Annotated in this window: 17 protein-coding genes; 8 read left to right on the plus strand and 9 right to left on the minus strand. The window is 65.5% G+C overall.

What is annotated here, in order from left to right:
- Positions 1 to 97: 97 nt before the first annotated feature.
- From AC2FNL_RS03010 to AC2FNL_RS03025, 4 genes are read right to left on the minus strand one after another with little or no spacing between them, the layout of a single operon-like run.
- Positions 98 to 856 carry an SDR family NAD(P)-dependent oxidoreductase gene (locus AC2FNL_RS03010; protein WP_496832305.1) on the minus strand — a complete coding sequence of 253 codons (759 nt, stop codon included), beginning with the start codon at positions 854 to 856 and terminating at the stop codon, positions 98 to 100.
- On the minus strand, positions 853 to 1785 hold the full coding sequence (locus AC2FNL_RS03015) for an SDR family oxidoreductase (protein WP_496832307.1): 933 nt from the start codon (positions 1783 to 1785) through the stop codon (positions 853 to 855). The genes AC2FNL_RS03010 and AC2FNL_RS03015 overlap by 4 nt, the downstream gene beginning before the upstream one ends.
- Positions 1782 to 2684, minus strand: a complete 903-nt coding sequence (locus tag AC2FNL_RS03020; protein ID WP_170443686.1) for a bile acid:sodium symporter family protein — start codon at positions 2682 to 2684, stop codon at positions 1782 to 1784. The genes AC2FNL_RS03015 and AC2FNL_RS03020 overlap by 4 nt, the downstream gene beginning before the upstream one ends.
- Positions 2681 to 3997, minus strand: coding sequence for a flavin-containing monooxygenase (locus AC2FNL_RS03025; protein WP_093962883.1), 1317 nt, complete (start codon positions 3995 to 3997; stop codon positions 2681 to 2683). Before AC2FNL_RS03025 ends, AC2FNL_RS03020 begins: the two co-directional genes overlap by 4 nt.
- Positions 3998 to 4061: 64 nt before the next feature.
- On the opposite strand from AC2FNL_RS03025, the gene AC2FNL_RS03030 reads away from it, so the two are divergent.
- On the plus strand, positions 4062 to 4730 hold the full coding sequence (locus AC2FNL_RS03030; RefSeq protein ID WP_093962882.1) for a TetR/AcrR family transcriptional regulator: 669 nt from the start codon (positions 4062 to 4064) through the stop codon (positions 4728 to 4730).
- A 67-nt stretch (positions 4731 to 4797) separates the two neighbouring features.
- On the opposite strand, the gene AC2FNL_RS03035 is transcribed toward AC2FNL_RS03030, so the two are convergent.
- From AC2FNL_RS03035 to AC2FNL_RS03045, 3 genes are read right to left on the minus strand one after another with little or no spacing between them, the layout of a single operon-like run.
- On the minus strand, positions 4798 to 5046 hold the full coding sequence (locus tag AC2FNL_RS03035; RefSeq protein ID WP_496832310.1) for a hypothetical protein: 249 nt from the start codon (positions 5044 to 5046) through the stop codon (positions 4798 to 4800).
- A gap of 47 nt (positions 5047 to 5093) precedes the next feature.
- A complete protein-coding gene (locus tag AC2FNL_RS03040) occupies positions 5094 to 5708 on the minus strand; it encodes a pyridoxamine 5'-phosphate oxidase family protein (RefSeq protein ID WP_496832312.1) in 615 nt (204 codons plus the stop codon).
- 13 nt (positions 5709 to 5721) lie between these two features.
- Entirely contained in the window at positions 5722 to 6186 is a 465-nt protein-coding gene (locus AC2FNL_RS03045) for a nuclear transport factor 2 family protein (RefSeq protein ID WP_496832314.1), read from the minus strand.
- Positions 6187 to 6491: 305 nt separating this feature from the next.
- Here AC2FNL_RS03045 and AC2FNL_RS03050 point away from each other — a divergent pair, with 305 nt between their 5' ends.
- The 3 genes from AC2FNL_RS03050 to AC2FNL_RS03060 all read left to right on the plus strand — a co-directional run bounded on the left by AC2FNL_RS03050 (position 6492) and on the right by AC2FNL_RS03060 (position 9161).
- Positions 6492 to 7055, plus strand: coding sequence for a TetR/AcrR family transcriptional regulator (locus AC2FNL_RS03050; protein ID WP_093962879.1), 564 nt, complete (start codon positions 6492 to 6494; stop codon positions 7053 to 7055).
- Positions 7056 to 7103: 48 nt separating this feature from the next.
- Positions 7104 to 7895, plus strand: coding sequence for a TIGR03084 family metal-binding protein (locus AC2FNL_RS03055; protein WP_496832316.1), 792 nt, complete (start codon positions 7104 to 7106; stop codon positions 7893 to 7895).
- 108 nt (positions 7896 to 8003) lie between these two features.
- Positions 8004 to 9161, plus strand: a complete 1158-nt coding sequence (locus AC2FNL_RS03060; RefSeq protein WP_480779103.1) for an acyl-CoA dehydrogenase family protein — start codon at positions 8004 to 8006, stop codon at positions 9159 to 9161.
- A gap of 100 nt (positions 9162 to 9261) precedes the next feature.
- Here AC2FNL_RS03060 and AC2FNL_RS03065 read toward each other — a convergent pair whose 3' ends face one another.
- Positions 9262 to 10146: a LysR substrate-binding domain-containing protein gene (locus AC2FNL_RS03065; RefSeq protein WP_496832929.1), complete on the minus strand. Its 885-nt coding sequence runs from the start codon at positions 10144 to 10146 to the stop codon at positions 9262 to 9264.
- Between the two features lie 98 nt (positions 10147 to 10244).
- Between AC2FNL_RS03065 and AC2FNL_RS03070 the strand changes: the two genes are divergently transcribed.
- The 4 genes from AC2FNL_RS03070 to AC2FNL_RS03085 are packed head-to-tail and all read left to right on the plus strand — an operon-like array spanning position 10245 to position 15967.
- Positions 10245 to 11411, plus strand: coding sequence for a pyridoxal phosphate-dependent aminotransferase (locus AC2FNL_RS03070; protein ID WP_496832319.1), 1167 nt, complete (start codon positions 10245 to 10247; stop codon positions 11409 to 11411).
- 18 nt (positions 11412 to 11429) lie between these two features.
- The gene (locus AC2FNL_RS03075) at positions 11430 to 13619 is read left to right on the plus strand and encodes a dehydrogenase E1 component subunit alpha/beta (protein WP_496832321.1); all 2190 of its coding nucleotides are present in this window, start codon (positions 11430 to 11432) and stop codon (positions 13617 to 13619) included.
- Positions 13616 to 14650, plus strand: a complete 1035-nt coding sequence (locus tag AC2FNL_RS03080; protein WP_496832323.1) for an ACP S-malonyltransferase — start codon at positions 13616 to 13618, stop codon at positions 14648 to 14650. Before AC2FNL_RS03075 ends, AC2FNL_RS03080 begins: the two co-directional genes overlap by 4 nt.
- A 42-nt stretch (positions 14651 to 14692) precedes the next feature.
- Positions 14693 to 15967, plus strand: coding sequence for an NAD(P)/FAD-dependent oxidoreductase (locus tag AC2FNL_RS03085; RefSeq protein WP_496832325.1), 1275 nt, complete (start codon positions 14693 to 14695; stop codon positions 15965 to 15967).
- A gap of 4 nt (positions 15968 to 15971) precedes the next feature.
- Here the strand turns inward: AC2FNL_RS03085 and AC2FNL_RS03090 are convergent, their stop codons facing one another.
- Positions 15972 to 16676, minus strand: coding sequence for an SDR family oxidoreductase (locus tag AC2FNL_RS03090; protein ID WP_496832327.1), 705 nt, complete (start codon positions 16674 to 16676; stop codon positions 15972 to 15974).
- Positions 16677 to 16718 lie beyond the last annotated feature (42 nt).

Consider the following 16718-nt stretch of genomic DNA (forward strand, 5'->3'; position numbering starts at 1 on the left):
AACGCCCACTGGCCGGAATGCTTGCCAGAGACAAAGCAAAGCCGCGCCCAAAGGGCAACCCCGCACCGGGAAACAGGTCGTAAATTATGGCCGCGCGTCACGCGCCGCCGATATTGCGCTCCATCAAGCGCTGGTACAGGCGTGGGGCCAGCCGGTTCAGCCACCAGGCCAGTCGCGCCACCCGGCCCACCGGAATGACGGGCCGCCCGCGATCCAGCCCTTGCAGGATCACGCGGGCGGCCGCCTCGGGGGTCATCTCGTCAATGCCGTCGCTGGCCGATCCGGGGCGCGCGGTGCCATCGGGCTGCCGCTCGGCCCGGCCCGGGTTGGTCGCCACGAATGAGGGCGCCGCAATATGCACCCGCACGCCATGGGGCCGTTCTTCGGACCGCAGCGATTTGAAGAAACCTTCCAGCGCGTGTTTCGAGGCCGCATAGGCCGTGCGGTGGTACAGAGGCGCAAACCCCGCCACCGACGAGATCGCCAGATGCGCCCCGCGCGACTGGCGCAGCGCGGGCAGAAAGGCGCGGGCCATCGAGACGGCCGCGAAATAGTTGATCTCGAACACCCTGCGGTGGCTGGCGTCGTCGGACTGATCGAACCCGCAGATCTGGGTAATCCCGGCGTTGTAGACGACCAGATCGATGCTGTCGCAATGCGCAAGCGTTTCATTCACGGAGCGCGCGAGTTGTTCCGGATCAGTCAGATCACAGGCAATCGCCATCTGCGTGGCGGTGTCCTGCACCCCATCCACCTTCAGATCCAGCAGGACCACGCGCCATCCACGCTCTTGCAGCGCGACTGAGAGCGCCTGACCCAGCCCGCCGGCTCCGCCCGAGATAACTGCGGTTTTCACAGGCCCACACTCCGTTTCCAAAGGTCGAACACCTCGGCGCTGGTCTTCTGCGGGACATAGCCGAACACGGTCTTCAGCGCCGTATTGTCCAGAACCGGTCGGTATTGCAGGAACCGCACCTGTTCAGGCCCGTAGCGCGACAGGCGCAAGGGTCGGGCCACGGCCAGCGCCGCCTTGAGCGCCCAGGCCGGCAGGCGCAGGATGGGTTTGTCCAATGCGTGCGCCAGATCGTCGACGCTCAGCGCGCCGTCCCCGGCGACGTTGTACACCCCCGGCGGCCCATCGGTGGCCGCGCGTTTCAGGATGCGGGCCAGATCGCGGGTCCAGATGAACACGAAGGGGCTGTCGCTGCCCGCCACCGCCAGCAGGCGGGGTTTGCGGAACAGGGCGGTGATCTGGTTGTCGGTGCCGTCGCCCAGCACCGTGCCCACCCGCAGCACCAACTGCTCCAGCTGCGGTGCGGCGGTTCGGGCCTCGGCCAGCAATTCCTCGACCTGCCGCTTGTGGTCGGAATAGGGAAACTCGGGGTTGCCGCGCACCGGATCGGTTTCGCGCAGCGGCACCAGGTTGTCCGCGTGATAGCCATAGGCCGCACCCGATGAGGTGACGACCAGCCGCCGCACGCCATGGGCCAGCGCGGCATCGACCACCTTGCGCGTGCCGCCCACATCCACCGCATGGGCTTCGGTCCGCGACATCCCCGGCGGCGGCGTGACGATCGAGGCCAGATGCACGACCACCTCGGGTTTTACCTTGGCGATCACCCGGGCGGGGTCGCCCGTGGTGACGTCTAAGCGCAGAAACGGCACCTCGTCCGGAAGCGTGTCTGGGCGGCGCAGATCGGTGGCAAACACCTCATGGTCGCTCAGCTCGTCCAGCAGGGCACGGCCGACCAGCCCCGCAGCGCCGGTGATCAGGATTCGGGTCATCGAGCGGCCTCGGTCCGGGCCATCAGCTGCGCTAACGCCAGCCCCGAGATAGCATGCCAGATCCCCCAGAAGGCGGCCACCACCGCCATGCCGCCCAAGCCGTTGAAAAAGGCGAAGATCAGCACCAGCCCAAGGCCCGAATTCTGGATGCCAGTCTCGATCGTGATTGCACGCCGGTCAAAGGGGGACAGCCGGGTCAGAGTGGCCACAACCCAACCGCCCCCCAGTGCCAAGGCGTTGTGAAGGATCACAAGCCCGGCAACCGCCCCGGCGTAGCCCAGGAAGAAACTCCAGTTGGCCGCCAGGGCGAGTACGATGAAGGCCACGAAAATGGCCATGGACAGGATCTGCAGCGGCCCGCGCAGCCGCGCCGTCAGGGCGGGGCGCTTCTGGTTCAGGGTCACGCCCAGAACCAGCGGCAGGATCAGCATCAGCCCGACGATGATGGCGATCTGCACCGGGTCGATCTGGGTCTGCTGCAGAATGGCGCGGGTCGGCGGGTATAGCCCGCCCCACAGCGCGATGTTGAACGGGGTCATCACGATGGCCCCGATGGTGGCGAAGGCGGTCATTGACACCGAGAGCGCCGCGTTTCCGCCCGCACGATGGGTGATGAAATTCGAGATATTACCCCCCGGGCAGGCCGCCACCAGGATCAGCCCCAATGCGATCGAGGGGCGCGGCTCGGTCAGCCAGACCAGCAGGAAGGTCAGCGCCGGCAGCACCAGGAATTGCGAGGCCAGCCCCACCACTACCGGCTTGGGCGCGCGCCGCAGCCGGTCGAAGTCGCGTGGTGACAGGTCGATGGCGATCGAGAACATCACGATCGCCAGGATCGCGTTCAGCAGGGTCAGCGAGCCGGGGCTGAAATTCAGCGTTATCTCGTCGATTCCGGTCATGCGCGGGCTTTCCGGAACCGCGCGATCCAGTCCGTCACCGCCTTGCGATAGGTCGCCTTGTCCACATAATAGGCCATGCGGGGCAGGTTCAGGTACTGCATGCCTCCGGTGGCGCGCTGATAGTCTTTTTGTTTTTCCGCCTTCAGCGTCGCGGCCACGGGGCAGCCGGACTGAAGACCCTTGATATAGCGCGCCACCATTTCGGCCTGCTCGTGGCGTCCTTGCCAGCCCAGCCCGGTGGCTTCGATCATACCCAGAACGAACAGATCGTCGCGTTCGGGATGCATGGCGTTCAGGTACAGATGCGGCGCATCGCCCTGCCAGTTCAGCAGGTTCGGGTCGATGAACGGGTAATGCAGCTTGTAGCCGGTCGCGGCCAGAATCATGTCATAGTCGCTGGCGCTGCCGTCCTTGAAGTGGACCGTGCGGCCCTCGATCCGGTCGATGTCGGGGCGAATGCGCAGATCGCCGTGGCCTGCGTGATAGAGGACCAGCGAATTCACCACCGGGTGGCTTTCGTAAAGCTTGTAGTCAGGCTTGGGAAAGCCGTATTTCTGCGGGTCGCCCACAAACCAGCGCAGGATCATGCCGTCGATCCGACGCTTCAGCCACATGGGCAGGCGGATCATCCCGCCCAGCGTGTCGGCGGGTTTGCCAAACACGTATTTCGGCACGAAATAATATCCCCGCCGCATCGACAGGTCGCACTGCGCGGCGTGATGGATGGCGTCCACCGCAATGTCACACCCGGAATTGCCCGCGCCCACGACCAGCACCCGCTTCCCGTCGAACTGGCTGGGATAGCGGTACTGCGAGGCGTGGATCAACTCGCCGTCGAACCGGCCGGGAAAATCGGGCATGTTGGGCTCCGACAGGGTGCCGTTGGCGATCAGCACCCCGGCAAACTCATCGCTATGCGTTCCCTGGTCGTCCCGCCAGGTCAGCCGCCAACCATCGCCCGGCGCACCCAGCGGCGATGCTTCGATCACCTCGGTGTTGAACCTGTAGTGATCGCGCAGTCCGAAATGATCGGCAAAAGCCCGGAAATAGTCGCGCATCTGCCGGTGCGACGGGTATTCAGCTACGTCGTCGCCCATCGGAAAATCGGCAAATTCGGTCATCGACTTGGACGAGATCAGATGCGCGGATTCGTACATGGTCGACCGCGGCGCATCGATATCCCATAGCCCGCCCACATCGGAATGCAGTTCGAACCCCTTAAACGGGATGCCCTGTTCCTTCAGCACCTTGGCCGCCGCCAGCCCCATCGGACCTGCGCCGATCAAGGCATATGCCTTGCGCGCTTGTGTCATGAATCCTCCCCTGCTCGTGATGCTTAACTTGAACGATCGTCCAAAATAAGGCAAGGTGAAAAACATGAGCGCGAAATACATTGAAAAACAAAGGCAAAGGGCGCCGTCGGCCCGGTCGCTGGAAACCAAGGCGCGGATTCTGGACGCGGCCGAGGCGCTGTTTGCCGAGCGGGGATTCGAGGGCGCCTCGATCCGCGACATCGCCACGCGCGCCGGGGTGCAGGTGGGGCTGGTTCACCACCATGGCGGCGGCAAGGAAGAGCTGTTCTTCCAGACCGTCGCGCGCCGCGCTGACGAACTTGCTCGGATCCGGATGCAGGCGCTGGAGGAACGGCGCGCGCATGGCTCGCTGACCCTGCGGGGCATTCTGGACTGTTTCATCCGCCCCTATGTCAGCCTTGCCGAAACCGGCGGCCCGGGCTGGATGGCCTATGGGCGGCTGGTGGCGCATGTGTCGGTCGATCCGCGCTGGCGCCATATCGCGGCCGAGTGTTTCGACCCAACCGCTCAGCTATTCATCGGCGAAATCGCCGCGCTGTATCCGCAGGCCGATCCGGCGCTGTTGGCCACGGGCCAGATCTATTCGGTTTCGGCGATGCTGGCGCATCTCAACAGCGCCTGGCGGGTGCAGGCGCTGTCACAGGGGGGCGATCTCTCCGGGATCGACCAACTGGTCGAGTTCTGTGCCGCGGGGATCGAGGCAATGGTACAGTCGACTCGCGCACGGCCCTGACCCGGCTCAGTCGATGGCGCGGGGGTTCCCGAGACGCGCAGGGTTTCAAAATCTCGGCCCTCAATTGTCAGTTTGTCGACAGCTTGGGTGACGACTCGGGCTTTGGTCGCGCCTTGGATTCTGCGTAGGCGGTAAATTCGCGATAAGCGCTCTGCATCGCTTCGATGGCCTGCGCGCGGAACTGGGTCTGGAATGGGTCAGGCTCGGCGGCGCGCACGGCCTCGGGCGAGAGGTAGAAGCCGACGGTCACGACCGAGACGGCAAAGACCGATCCGGCGGTCAGGGTTGCAAGTGTGTTGGTAATCGCGCGTAGCATGGCATTGATACTCCTATTGCTGACGGTTTCGGGGTCTTGGGGTTGCCTCAGGCCTTTCGGGCCAGGGCCTGCTTCAGTTGGTCATTCTCGGCCTGCAGCTGGGCCAGTTGGCGGCCAAGCTCGTTCAGATGGGGGCGCAGCTCGGCCTCGGTGAAGCGCGGAGTGATGTGGCGCGGGCAGTTCCAGTCCAGCGCCGCGACATGGATGATCGCCGCGCGTTCCGCCTCGGCCCCATCGGGAAACAGATCGCGCGCGGCCTCGGCGCCTTCGCGAAAGTCCACACGGCCCAGGATCTTGAGCCTGCGCTGGTTGGCATAGTCCATCAGGATCAGCGCGATCCGGTCATTACCGTCCAGGTTCCCGCGCGAGATATACTGCTTGTTGCCCGGGAAATCGGCATAGCCGATGGTCCGGTCGTCCAGCACCTTCAGAAACCCGGCCGGGCCGCCGCGATACTGCACATAGGGCCAGCCGGTCTCGGACACGGTGGATTGATAGAACCCGTCGCGCGCCTCGATGAAGGCCTGCTCGGCGGGGCCGATCAGGTGGCCCTGCTGCGGGCCGCTGTCGATGAACCTGGCGTAGGAGGCGGCGGACCCCATCCGCTCTTGATGCGCGCGGACAGCGGGGGTGAAGGTCAGTTCGGAAAAGGCGCGTGGCATGGGGTGCCTCCTTTCACAGGTTCAGGTCGGACAGGCCGGGATGGTCGGCGGGCCGCGGCCCCAGGGGCCAGTGAAACAGGCGCTGGGCGTCGGTGATCGGCAGATCGTTCAAGGACGTATGTCGCTGGGCCATCCGGCCATCGGCGGCGAACTCCCAGTTCTCGTTGCCGTAGGAGCGGAACCACTGCCCGCTGTCGTCGTGCCATTCATAGGCATAGCGCACCGCGATGCGGTTCCCGTCACAGGCCCACAGCTCCTTGATCAGGCGATAGTCCAGCTCGGTGCGCCATTTGCGGGTCAGAAAGGCGTGGATCTCTGCGTGGCCGGTCAGGAACTCGGACCGGTTCCGCCACTGGCTGTCCTCGGTATAGGCCGGGGTCACGATGTCGGGGTCGCGGCTGTTCCAAGCGTCTTCGGCCTTGCGGACCTTTTCGATGGCGGTCTGCGTCGTGAACGGGGGCAGAGGAGGGCGCGGCATGATGGGGGGCTTTCAGGCGAGGGTGGCGGCCAGAAGGGCCACAGTCAGAAGGAAGGGAACATAGCTTGCGGGAAATGGGCTGGCGCGGCGTCGCATCGGTCAAATCCTTTGGGTGTACAGATCAGTAAACTGCGTTGATAAGGTGTACAGATCGGTCACCACTTTCAACCCTTGGGTCAAAAAAAGTTTTTCGATATGGCCGGTGGTATAGAGAAAAAGACCTAATAACAGCGGCTTCAACGGTGTGAATTGTACCTGAACGGAAAAGGCATTATGTACTGATCTGTACGTAAAGGAGCCGAATCATGCGTCCGAACAAACGGGATGAGCTGGTCCGCAAGGCGCTGCAGGTGTTTTACCGCGACGGGTTTCACGCCACCGGAATGGACCGGCTGGTGGTCGAAACCGGCGTCTCCAAGACCTCGATGTACAAGCATTTCCGCACCAAGGAAGAGCTGATCCTGGCGGTGCTGCGCCTGCGGGACGAGAATTTCCGCAACTGGTTCGTGCGCCGGATCGAGGAACTGGCCGACACCCCCGCCGATCAACTGCTGGCCGCGTTCGATGCGCTGGGCGAATGGTTCCGCGAGGACAATTTCCGCGGCTGCATGTTCATCAAGGCCGGGGCCGAGTACCAAGACCCCGACCACCCGATCCATGTGCAGGCAGGCGAGCACAAGCGCCTGTTGCTGGAGTATTTCACCGACCTGTGTCGCAAGGCCGGCGCGCAGGGCCCGGACAAGCTGGCCTGCCAGCTGCTGCTGTTGAAAGAGGGCGCGATCGTCACCGCCGTGCTGCTCCGCAACGGCGATCCCGCGCGCGACGCCAAAGAGGCGGCTGCCGTCTTGCTGAAAAACGCGCTGGCTTGACCCATGAAAACCCGCTTTAGTCCCTGAAGCAGGCAAAAGGGGGGGCGTATGCAGCAGGCTTCGGATTTTCTGGAAGAATGTCAGGCTCTTGATGACGCTCTGAGGGGGCTGGATAACGCGGACTGGCAGATCGTGACCCAGTTCAAAGGCTGGACGATCGACGATGTGTTGGTGCATCTGCATTTCTGGAACCAGATGGCCGACCTGTCACAGCGTGACCCGGATGCGTTCGACGCAAGGGTGCAGCAGGTGATGCCGCGTATTCAGGCCGACGGGTTCCGTACGACGGAAAACGCTGCAATCACCGAGCGTGGACATGAACTGCGCGCCGTATGGTCTGATCTATGCAGCCGAATGGGTCGCGACTGGTTGGGGCTGGACCCCAAGGCGCGGGTCAAATGGGTGGGGCCGGACATGTCGGTGCGGTCCTCGATGACCGCCCGGCAGATGGAGACCTGGGCGCATGGACAGGAGGTATTCGACATTCTTGGCCTGACCCGGCCCGAGACCGACCGGATCCGCAACATCGTCGTGCTGGGGGTGAACACCTTTGGCTGGACCTTCACCGTACATGGCCGCCCGGTGCAACCGGTGGCACCTTATCTGCGCCTGACCGCGCCCTCGGGGGAGCTGTGGGAATTCGGCGCGCCCGGTGCCGACCTGATCGAAGGACTGGCCGTCGATTTTGCCCGCGTGGTGACCCAGACCCGAAACGTGGCGGACACCGGCCTGTCGGTGCAGGGGCCGGTCGCGCAGGAATGGATGGCCATCGCCCAGTGTTTCGCCGGCGCCCCGGAAACGCCGCCGCCGCCCGGTGCCCGGCATTGCGTAGGGCATTGACGCCAAAGGACGTTGCGTAGCAGCGCAAACCGACGCGGCGTCACCCGGATTGGCGGAATCGGCGGCGAAAGCTACCCTTTCCGCCAACAGAATTCCGGAGAACCAATCATGTCGCTTTTTACCTCGACCGCTTCCTGGGTCACTGACGAACACCGCATGTTTGCCGAAATGGCCGGACGGTTCATGGATGATGAGCTGGTGCCCAACATCGAAGCGTGGGCCGAGCAGGGCGTGGTCGATCGCGACTTCTGGCGGAAAGCCGGGGAAACCGGGCTGATGGCCGGGGCCATCCCCGAGGAATTCGGCGGTGTCGGCGGCGGTATGGGTTTTGATGCGGTCACGATCTATGAGCAGACCTCGCGGGGGGATGCGGGCTGGGGCTATGGCATCCAGTCGATCGTGACCCACTACATCACCGCTTATGGCAGCGAGGATCAAAAGAGCAAATGGCTGCCCAAGTTGGCCTCGGGCGAGATGGTCGGTGCGCTGGCCATGACCGAACCGGGCACAGGCTCGGACGTTCAGGCGATCCGCACCACCGCCGAGAAGGACGGCAATTCCTACCGGATGAACGGGTCCAAGATCTTCATCACCAATGGCCAGACCGCCGACCTGATCATCGTGGCCGCCAAGACCGACAAGTCGCTGGGTTCCAAGGGCGTGTCGCTGATCGCGGTCGAGACCGAGGGGGCCGAGGGCTTCCGCCGGGGGCGCAACCTCAAGAAGTTGGGCATGAAGGCCAATGACACGGCCGAGCTGTTCTTCGAGGACGTCAAGGTGCCGATGACCAACCTTCTGGGCTCCGAGGAGGGGCAGGGCTTCTATCAGCTGATGAAGCAACTGCCGTGGGAACGTCTGACCATCGGCATCATGGCGCTGGGCGCGATCGACTTCGCCATCGCCGAGACGGTCAAATACACTCAAGAGCGCAAGGCGTTCGGCCAACGGGTGATGGACTTCCAGAACACCCGCTTCAAGCTGGCGGAATGCAAGACCAAGGCCGAAGTGCTGCGCAGCTTCGTCAATGACTGCATCGCCAAGCTGGAGGCCGGGCAGCTGGATGCGGCCACCGCCTCGATGGTGAAATACTGGGGCTCCGAGGTGCAGAACGAGATCATGCACGAATGCCTGCAGCTGTTCGGCGGCTATGGCTTCATGATGGAATACCCCATCGCACGGCTTTACGCGGATGCGCGGGTGCAGATGATCTATGGTGGCACCAACGAGGTGATGAAGGAACTCATCGCCCGCTCGATCGACGTCTGACCGGGGCTCCCGCCCGTCGTCAACGGCACTTGCGGGCCGCCTTCTCCGGTTGGGCCCGGCCGCGCCCGAGCGATGCTCGGCCGCGGCGGTGCCGGATCGGCTAAGTCAGCTGCCCCTGCAGCCAAGCGCGGAACGAGACAAGCGGGGCCGGTTCCGTGCGATTTTGCGGCCATACAAGATAGTAGTCGCCCAGACTGACCGGCGGAGCTGCGCAGGCCGGAACCAACCGGCCGGCCTCGAGCTCGGCTGAGATGAGATGGCTGGGCAGCAGTGCAACGCCCAGCCCATGGATCGTGGCCTGGATAATGGTCGAAAACTGGTCGAACAGCATGCCTCGGACGCCCTCGACAGGGGTGCCTTGCGCGGCGAACCAGCGTTCCCACGCATCGGGCCGGGTATCCAGATGCAGCAGTGGTGCGTCGACCAGCCATTCAACCTTTGGGGATTCGGCTGGCAGCAGCGCTGGCGCGCAGACCGGCAGAACCTCTTCGCGCATGATCGGCAGATAGTTCACCCCGGTCCAGTCTCGCTGGCCGAAATGGATAGCCGCGTCGAAAGGTTCGGTGCCGAAGTCGAAAGGCTTGAGCCGTGTGCTCAGGTTCATCGTCACTTCGGGGTGGCGCTGCGCGAAATCCTGCAGGCGCGGCGCCAGCCAGTGCATGCCGAACGCGGGCAGGATCGACAGTTGCAAAGAACCGCCAGAGGGGTTGGCCTTCAGCTTCAGTGAGGCCTGCGCCAGTTGCTGCAGCGCTGTTCGGGCGGTTTCCACGTATTCCTTGCCAGCGGGTGTGAGTTGCAGGCGCATTTGGTCGCGCTGGATCAGCGCGACGCCCAGCTGTTCTTCGACGGCCTTCAACTGGCGACTGACCGCGCTTTGGGTCAGCGAGAGTTCATCGGCTGCTGCTGAAGCGCTGCCTAGGCGGTCGACGGCTTCGAGCGCCAACAGGGAAGAAATAGACGGCAGAAATCGACGCGGCGCCAGCATATGATTTTCCCTCATGGCTTGTGGAGGGAATATCACTGGTGGATCCTCCAATCCAATAGCAAAAAGGCGCAGCCGTAGAAAAGTGCAGCGGGGCGATTATGACCATTCAGAACAGTTTGAGCGGATTTCGGAGGGCGGGCCGTCTCGACGGGATCGAATTGTCCGAGATCGTCCAGATCTCGGAACGGGCCGCGCAGCTGCGGGCGCAGGGCGTGGACGTGATCGCGCTCAGCACCGGCGAGCCCGACTTTCCGACCCCGCCGCATGTGGTCGAGGCCGCGCACAAGGCGGCGCTGGACGGTCAGACCCGATATCCCGCCACCGCTGGAACCCCGGCCCTGCGTTCCGCCATCGCGGAACAGGCCGGGGTCGAGCCTGCGCAAGTGATCGTCTCGACCGGGGCCAAGCAGGTGCTGGCCGGCGCGTGCCTCGCGACGCTCGATCCGGGCGATGAGGTCATCACCACCGCGCCCTTCTGGACCAGCTATGCCGACATGGTGAAGCTGGCGGGCGGTGTGCCGGTCGTGCTGGATTGTCCGCGCGAACAGGGCTTCAAGCTGACCCCCGAACAGCTGGAGGCCGCGATCACCCCGCGCACCCGCTGGCTGCTGCTGAACACGCCGTCGAACCCGACCGGGGCGGTTTACACCGAATCCGAGTTACAAGCGCTGGGCGACGTGCTGGAGCGGCACCCGCAGGTCTGGGTGATCTCGGACGAGATCTATCAGCACCTTGCCTATGTGCCTTTCACACCCTTCGTTCAGGCGGTTCCGGCGCTGGCAGACCGCACGCTGACGGTGAACGGCGTGTCCAAGGCCTATTCGATGACCGGCTGGCGCATCGGCTGGGGGATCGGCCCGGCACCGCTGATCAAGTCGATGGCGGCGGTGCAGGGGCAGATCACCTCGGGCGCCTGTTCTATCGCGCAGGCGGCGGCGCTGGCTGCGCTGACCGGCCCGCAGGACCTGTTGGCCGAACGCCGCGCGGCCATGCGCGCGCGCCGCGATCTGGTCGTGGATGGCCTGAGCGCCGCCGGTTTGAATTGCGCGGTGCCGGACGGCGCCTTTTACGTCTTCCCGCGGACGCCTGCTGCGATGCCCTCGGACCCCGAGTTCTGCCGCCACCTGCTGGATCACGCGGGCGTCGCGGTGGTGCCGGGGCGGGCCTTTGGCATGCCGGGGCATTTTCGGCTTTCCTTTGCCTATGACACCGATAGCCTGACCCAAGGCCTGCGCCGGATCGCCGACGCAGCCGCCAAGCTCTGACCTGACCGGGGAACCCAGATGGATCGCGCCCAGATCGTTCACGAAAACTTCCTGACCCGCGTCGCCAATCGCGACCTGCCCAAAGGCGCGCCGCCGCGCCCGGGCCTGACTGCGCCCGAGGCGGTGTCGCTGTTCCGGTCGCAGGTGTTGAGCCGCGCGCTGGACCGCACCAGCCGCGCGATGCAGAAGGCGGGGCAGGGGTTCTACACCATCGGATCCTCGGGGCACGAAGGCATGGCCGCCGTGGCCCATGCCCTGCGCCCGACCGACATCGCCTTTCTGCACTATCGCGACGCCGCGTTTCAGATCGCCCGGGCCGAGCAGGTGCCCGGCCAGCAGATCGTCTGGGACATGCTGCTGAGTTTCGCCTGTTCCAAGGAGGACCCGATTTCGGGCGGGCGGCACAAGGTGCTGGGCTCCAAGGCGCTGATGATCCCGCCTCAGACCTCGACCATCGCCAGCCACCTGCCCAAGGCGGTGGGCGCGGCCTACAGCCTGGGCGCGGCGCGGCGGCACGACCCCGAGCACCGGCAACTGCCCGAGGATGGCATTGCCATGTGTTCCTTTGGCGACGCTTCGGCCAACCACTCCACCGCGCAGGGGGCGATCAACACCGCCGGCTGGACCAGCGTGCAGTCGATCCCGCTGCCGCTCTTGTTCGTGTGCGAGGACAACGGCATCGGCATCTCGGTCAAGACGCCCAAGGGCTGGATTCAGGCCTCGATGGAACATCGTCCGGGCATCAAGTATTTTCAGGCCAACGGGCTGGACATCTTCGAGACCTTCGCGGTGGCGCAGCAGGCGGCCGACTATGTCCGCACCCGGCGCAAACCGGCCTTCCTGCACCTGAAAACCGTGCGCCTTTACGGCCATGCGGGAGCGGATGTGCCGACCACCTATCTCAGCCGTGCCGAGGTCGAGGCCGACGAGGCAAACGATCCTCTGCTGCATTCGGTGCGCCTGCTGGATCAGGTAGGGGCGCTGTCGCCCGATCAGGCGTTGAAGATCTATGAACAGACCTGCGCCCGCACGGACCGCATCGCGGCGCAGGCCGCATCCCGCCCGCATCTGGAAACCGCCGCCGAGGTCGCGGCCAGCCTGATCCCGCCCAAGCGCCCCTGCAAGCCCACCAACGGCCCCGGCACCGAGGCCCGCGCCGCCACCTTCGGCAGCGACCTGCGCGCGATGGACGACCCGCAGCCGATGGCCCGCCTGATCAACTGGGCGCTGACGGATCTGATGCTGGAACATGGCGAGATCGCCTGCATGGGCGAGGATGTGGGCCGCAAAGGTGGCGTCTATGGCGTGACCCAGAAGCTGCAGGCGCGCTTTGGCCCCGACCGGGTGATCGACACGCTGCTGGACGAACAGTCCATCCTTGGGCTTGCCATCGGCATGGCCCACAACGGCTTTGTCCCGATCCCCGAGATCCAGTTCCTCGCCTATCTGCACAATGCCGAGGACCAGATCCGGGGCGAGGCCGCCACGCTTCCCTTCTTCTCGAACGGGCAGTTCACCAACCCAATGGTCGTGCGGATCGCCGGGCTGGGATACCAGAAGGGCTTTGGCGGGCATTTCCACAATGACAACTCGCTGGCCGTGCTGCGCGACATTCCGGGCGTCATCATCGCCTGTCCCTCGACCGGGGCGGATGCGGCGCGGATGCTGCGCGAATGTGTGCGGCTGGCGCGCGAGGAGCAGCGCGTGGTGGTGTTCCTGGAACCCATCGCGCTCTACCCGATGCGCGACCTGCACGAGGGGCAGGACGGCGCCTGGATGACCCGCTATCCCGCCCCCGACGAATGCATCGCGCTGGGCGAGGTCGGCGTGCATGGCGACGGCAAAGATCTGGCGATCGTGACCTACGGCAACGGCCACTACCTGTCGAAACAAGCCCTGCCCGAGCTGCAGGCCGCCGGGCTGAACACCCGCACCATCGACCTGCGCTGGCTGGCGCCGCTGCCGGAACAGGCCCTGCTGGAGGCCACCAAAGGCTGCAAACACGTCCTGATCGTCGATGAATGCCGCCGCACCGGCAGCCAGTCCGAGGCGCTGATGACGCTCTTTGCCGAGCAGACCGACCTGCCCACCGCCCGCGTTGTGGCCGAGGATTGCTTCATCGCCACCGGACCCGCCTATGCCGCGCCACTGCCCTCGCGCGACGGCATCGTGGCCGCCGCCCTGACCTTGACCGGAGCCAAGAAATGACCCGCACCGCCGTCGTGATCTGCCCCGGCCGGGGCACCTACAACAAGTCCGAGTTGGGCTACCTGCACCGCCACCACGCGGGCCGTATGGAGCTGTTCCGCGAGTTCGACGCGATCCGCGCCGAAACGGACCAAGAGGCGGTGACCGCGCTGGACGGCGCGTCGCGTTTCTCGGTCAGCAAGTACTCCCGTGGCGACGTGGCCTCGCCCCTGATCTACGCCGCATCCCTGGCCGACGCGCAGGCGCTGGCCGAGGATATCGAGGTGGTGGCCGTCACCGGCAACTCGATGGGCTGGTATATCGCGCTGGCCGCCGCAGGGGCGCTGTCGCCCGAAAACGGCTTCCGGGTGGTCAACACCATGGGCACGCTGATGCAGACCCACCTGATCGGCGGGCAACTGGTCTATCCCTTCACCGGCGACGACTGGCGCGACGACCCCGCCCGCAAGGCCGAACTTTTGGCCGAAGTTGCGCGCATCAATGCCCTGCCGGAGCATGACCTCGCCCTGTCGATCGATCTGGGCGGGATGCTGGTGCTGGCCGGCAACGAGGCCGGCCTCAAGGCCTTCGAGGCCGCGCAACCCGTGGTGCAGGAGCGGTTCCCGATGCGGCTGGCCAACCACGCGGCCTTTCACACGCGCCTTCAGGCCCCCGTCGCGCAGGAGGGCTGTCGCCAACTGCCCGCCACGCTGTTCACCCAGCCCGACCTGCCGATGATCGACGGGCGCGGCAAGATCTGGTGGCCCGGCGCCACCGACGTGGGCGCGTTGTGGGATTACACGCTGGGCCATCAGGTGACCGAGCCTTACGACTTCACCCGCGCGGTGCAGACCGCCGCCCGCGAATTCGCGCCCGATCTGTTCATCGTGACCGGCCCCAGCGCTACGCTGGGCGGCGCGGTGGCGCAGTCGCTGGTGCTGGCCACCTGGCGCGGCATGTCCGACAAGGAGAGCTTTCAGGCCCTGCGGGCACAGGACCCGTTCCTGATCGCGCTGGGGCGCGAGGATCAAAGACCTCTTGCCATCGGCTGAGCCCTCGGGAAATCTGCGCGCGCATTCAAGGACATCCCGCCCATGACCACCGACCCGGAAATCAGCCTGTGGACCAAGATCAGCCGCGAGCGGGTGGACGCCCCGCCCCTGACCGGGTCCGCCACGGTGGACCTTGCAGTGATCGGCGGCGGCTACACGGGCTGTTCGGCGGCGCTGCATGCGGCGCAGGCGGGTGCGTCGGTCTGCCTGCTCGAGGCGCACCAGATCGGTCATGGCGGGTCGGGCCGCAATGTCGGGCTGGCCAATGCCGGACTATGGCTGCCCCCGGCCGAAATCCGCGCCCACCTGGGCCGCAAGGCCGGCGACCGGCTGATCGCCTTGCTGGCGCAGGCCCCGGCCGAGGTGTTCCGCCTGATCCGTGACCACGCCATCGATTGCGAGCCGGTGCAGGCCGGAACCCTGCACCTGGCCCATTCGCCCAAGGGCCTGCGCGACCTGCAGACCCGCCACCAACAGCTGTCAGCCGACGGCGCGCCGGTCGAACTGATGTCCGCGCAGGACACCGCCCACCGCACTGGCAGCACCGCCTTTCACGGCGCCATTTTCGACCCGCGTGCCGGGACGATCCAGCCGCTGGCCTATGTGCAGGGCCTCGCCCGCGCCGCGCAGCAGGCCGGGGCCGCGATCCACGCCAACAGCCCGGTGCAGGCGCTGCGCCACGATGGCGAGATCTGGCATCTGGACACTCCGCAGGGTTCGGTGCGGGCCAAGGCGCTGATCCAGGCCACCAATGCCTATCATGCAGGACTGCCCGACACCCGTCAGGATTATGTGCCGGTCTACTACTTCCAATACGCCACCGACCCACTGCCCGAGGACATCCGCGCCACCCTGCTGCCGGGGGGCGAGGGGTGCTGGGATACCGGGCTGATCATGACCTCGTTCCGGATGGATCAGGCCGGGCGGCTGGTGATCGGGGCGATGGGTGATCTGGGACACATGGGCAGCTTTGCCCATCGCGGCTGGATCACGCGGAAACTGGCGCAGATCTTTCCCCCGCTGGCCGAACGGTCGCTGAAGGACGGCTGGCACGGGCGCATTGCCATGACCTCGGACCACATCCCGAAACTGGTGCAGATCGGGCCGAACGCCCTGTCTGCGCATGGCTATTCCGGTCGCGGGATCGGGCCGGGCACGGTGTTCGGCCGCATGATGGCCGACAGCCTGCTGGCGGGCGACCCCGCCCGCCTGCCGCTGCCGCCGGTGCCAGCGCATAGCGAAAGCTGGACAGGCCTGCGCCGCGCCTTTTTTGAAACCGGCGCGGCGCTGACACACTTGGTCAAGGCGCGGGTCTGACCGATCAGACCGAGCGGGTGATCCCGCCATCCACCCGGATGTTCTGCCCGGTGATGTAACCGCCGCCCTCGGAGGCCAGCAGCGATATGACTGAGGCGATCTCGTCATAGCTGCGCCCATAGCGGCCCATGGGGATCTTGGCCTTGAACTCTTCTTTCTCAGGCAGGCTGTCGATGAAGCCGGGCAGGACGTTGTTCATGCGGATATTCTCGGCGGCATATTTGTCGGCGAACAGCTTGGTGAACGCCGCCAGCCCGGCCCGGAACACGCCCGAGGTCGGAAAGACCGGGTCCGGCTCAAACGCCGCGAAGGTCGAGATGTTGATGATCGCCCCGCCGCCCTGCGCCTGCATGATCGGCGTCACCAGCCGGGTCGGGCGCACGGCGTTCAGGAAATAGACCTCCATCCCCTGATGCCAGTCCTCGTCGGTTAGTTCCAGCACCGGCGCGCGGGGTCCGTGCCCGGCCGAGTTCACCAGCACGTCGATCCGCCCCCAATGGGCCATCGCCGCCTCCACCAGCCTTTGCAGGTCGTCAGTCGACTGGTTCGAGCCCGTCACTCCCACGCCGCCCAGCTCGGCGGCCAGCGCCTCGCCTTTGCCGGACGAGGACAGGATGCCCACCTTGAACCCGTCCGCCGCCAGCCGCCGCGCCGCATCTGCGCCCATGCCGCTGCCGCCGGCGATGATCAGAGCCACTTTTTCCGTCATCTTTGTTCTCCGTTTCAATCTGCCGCCAAGATGAAGCGCGGC

It is taken from the genome of Ruegeria sp. CRTD044 (genome assembly GCF_059613485.1).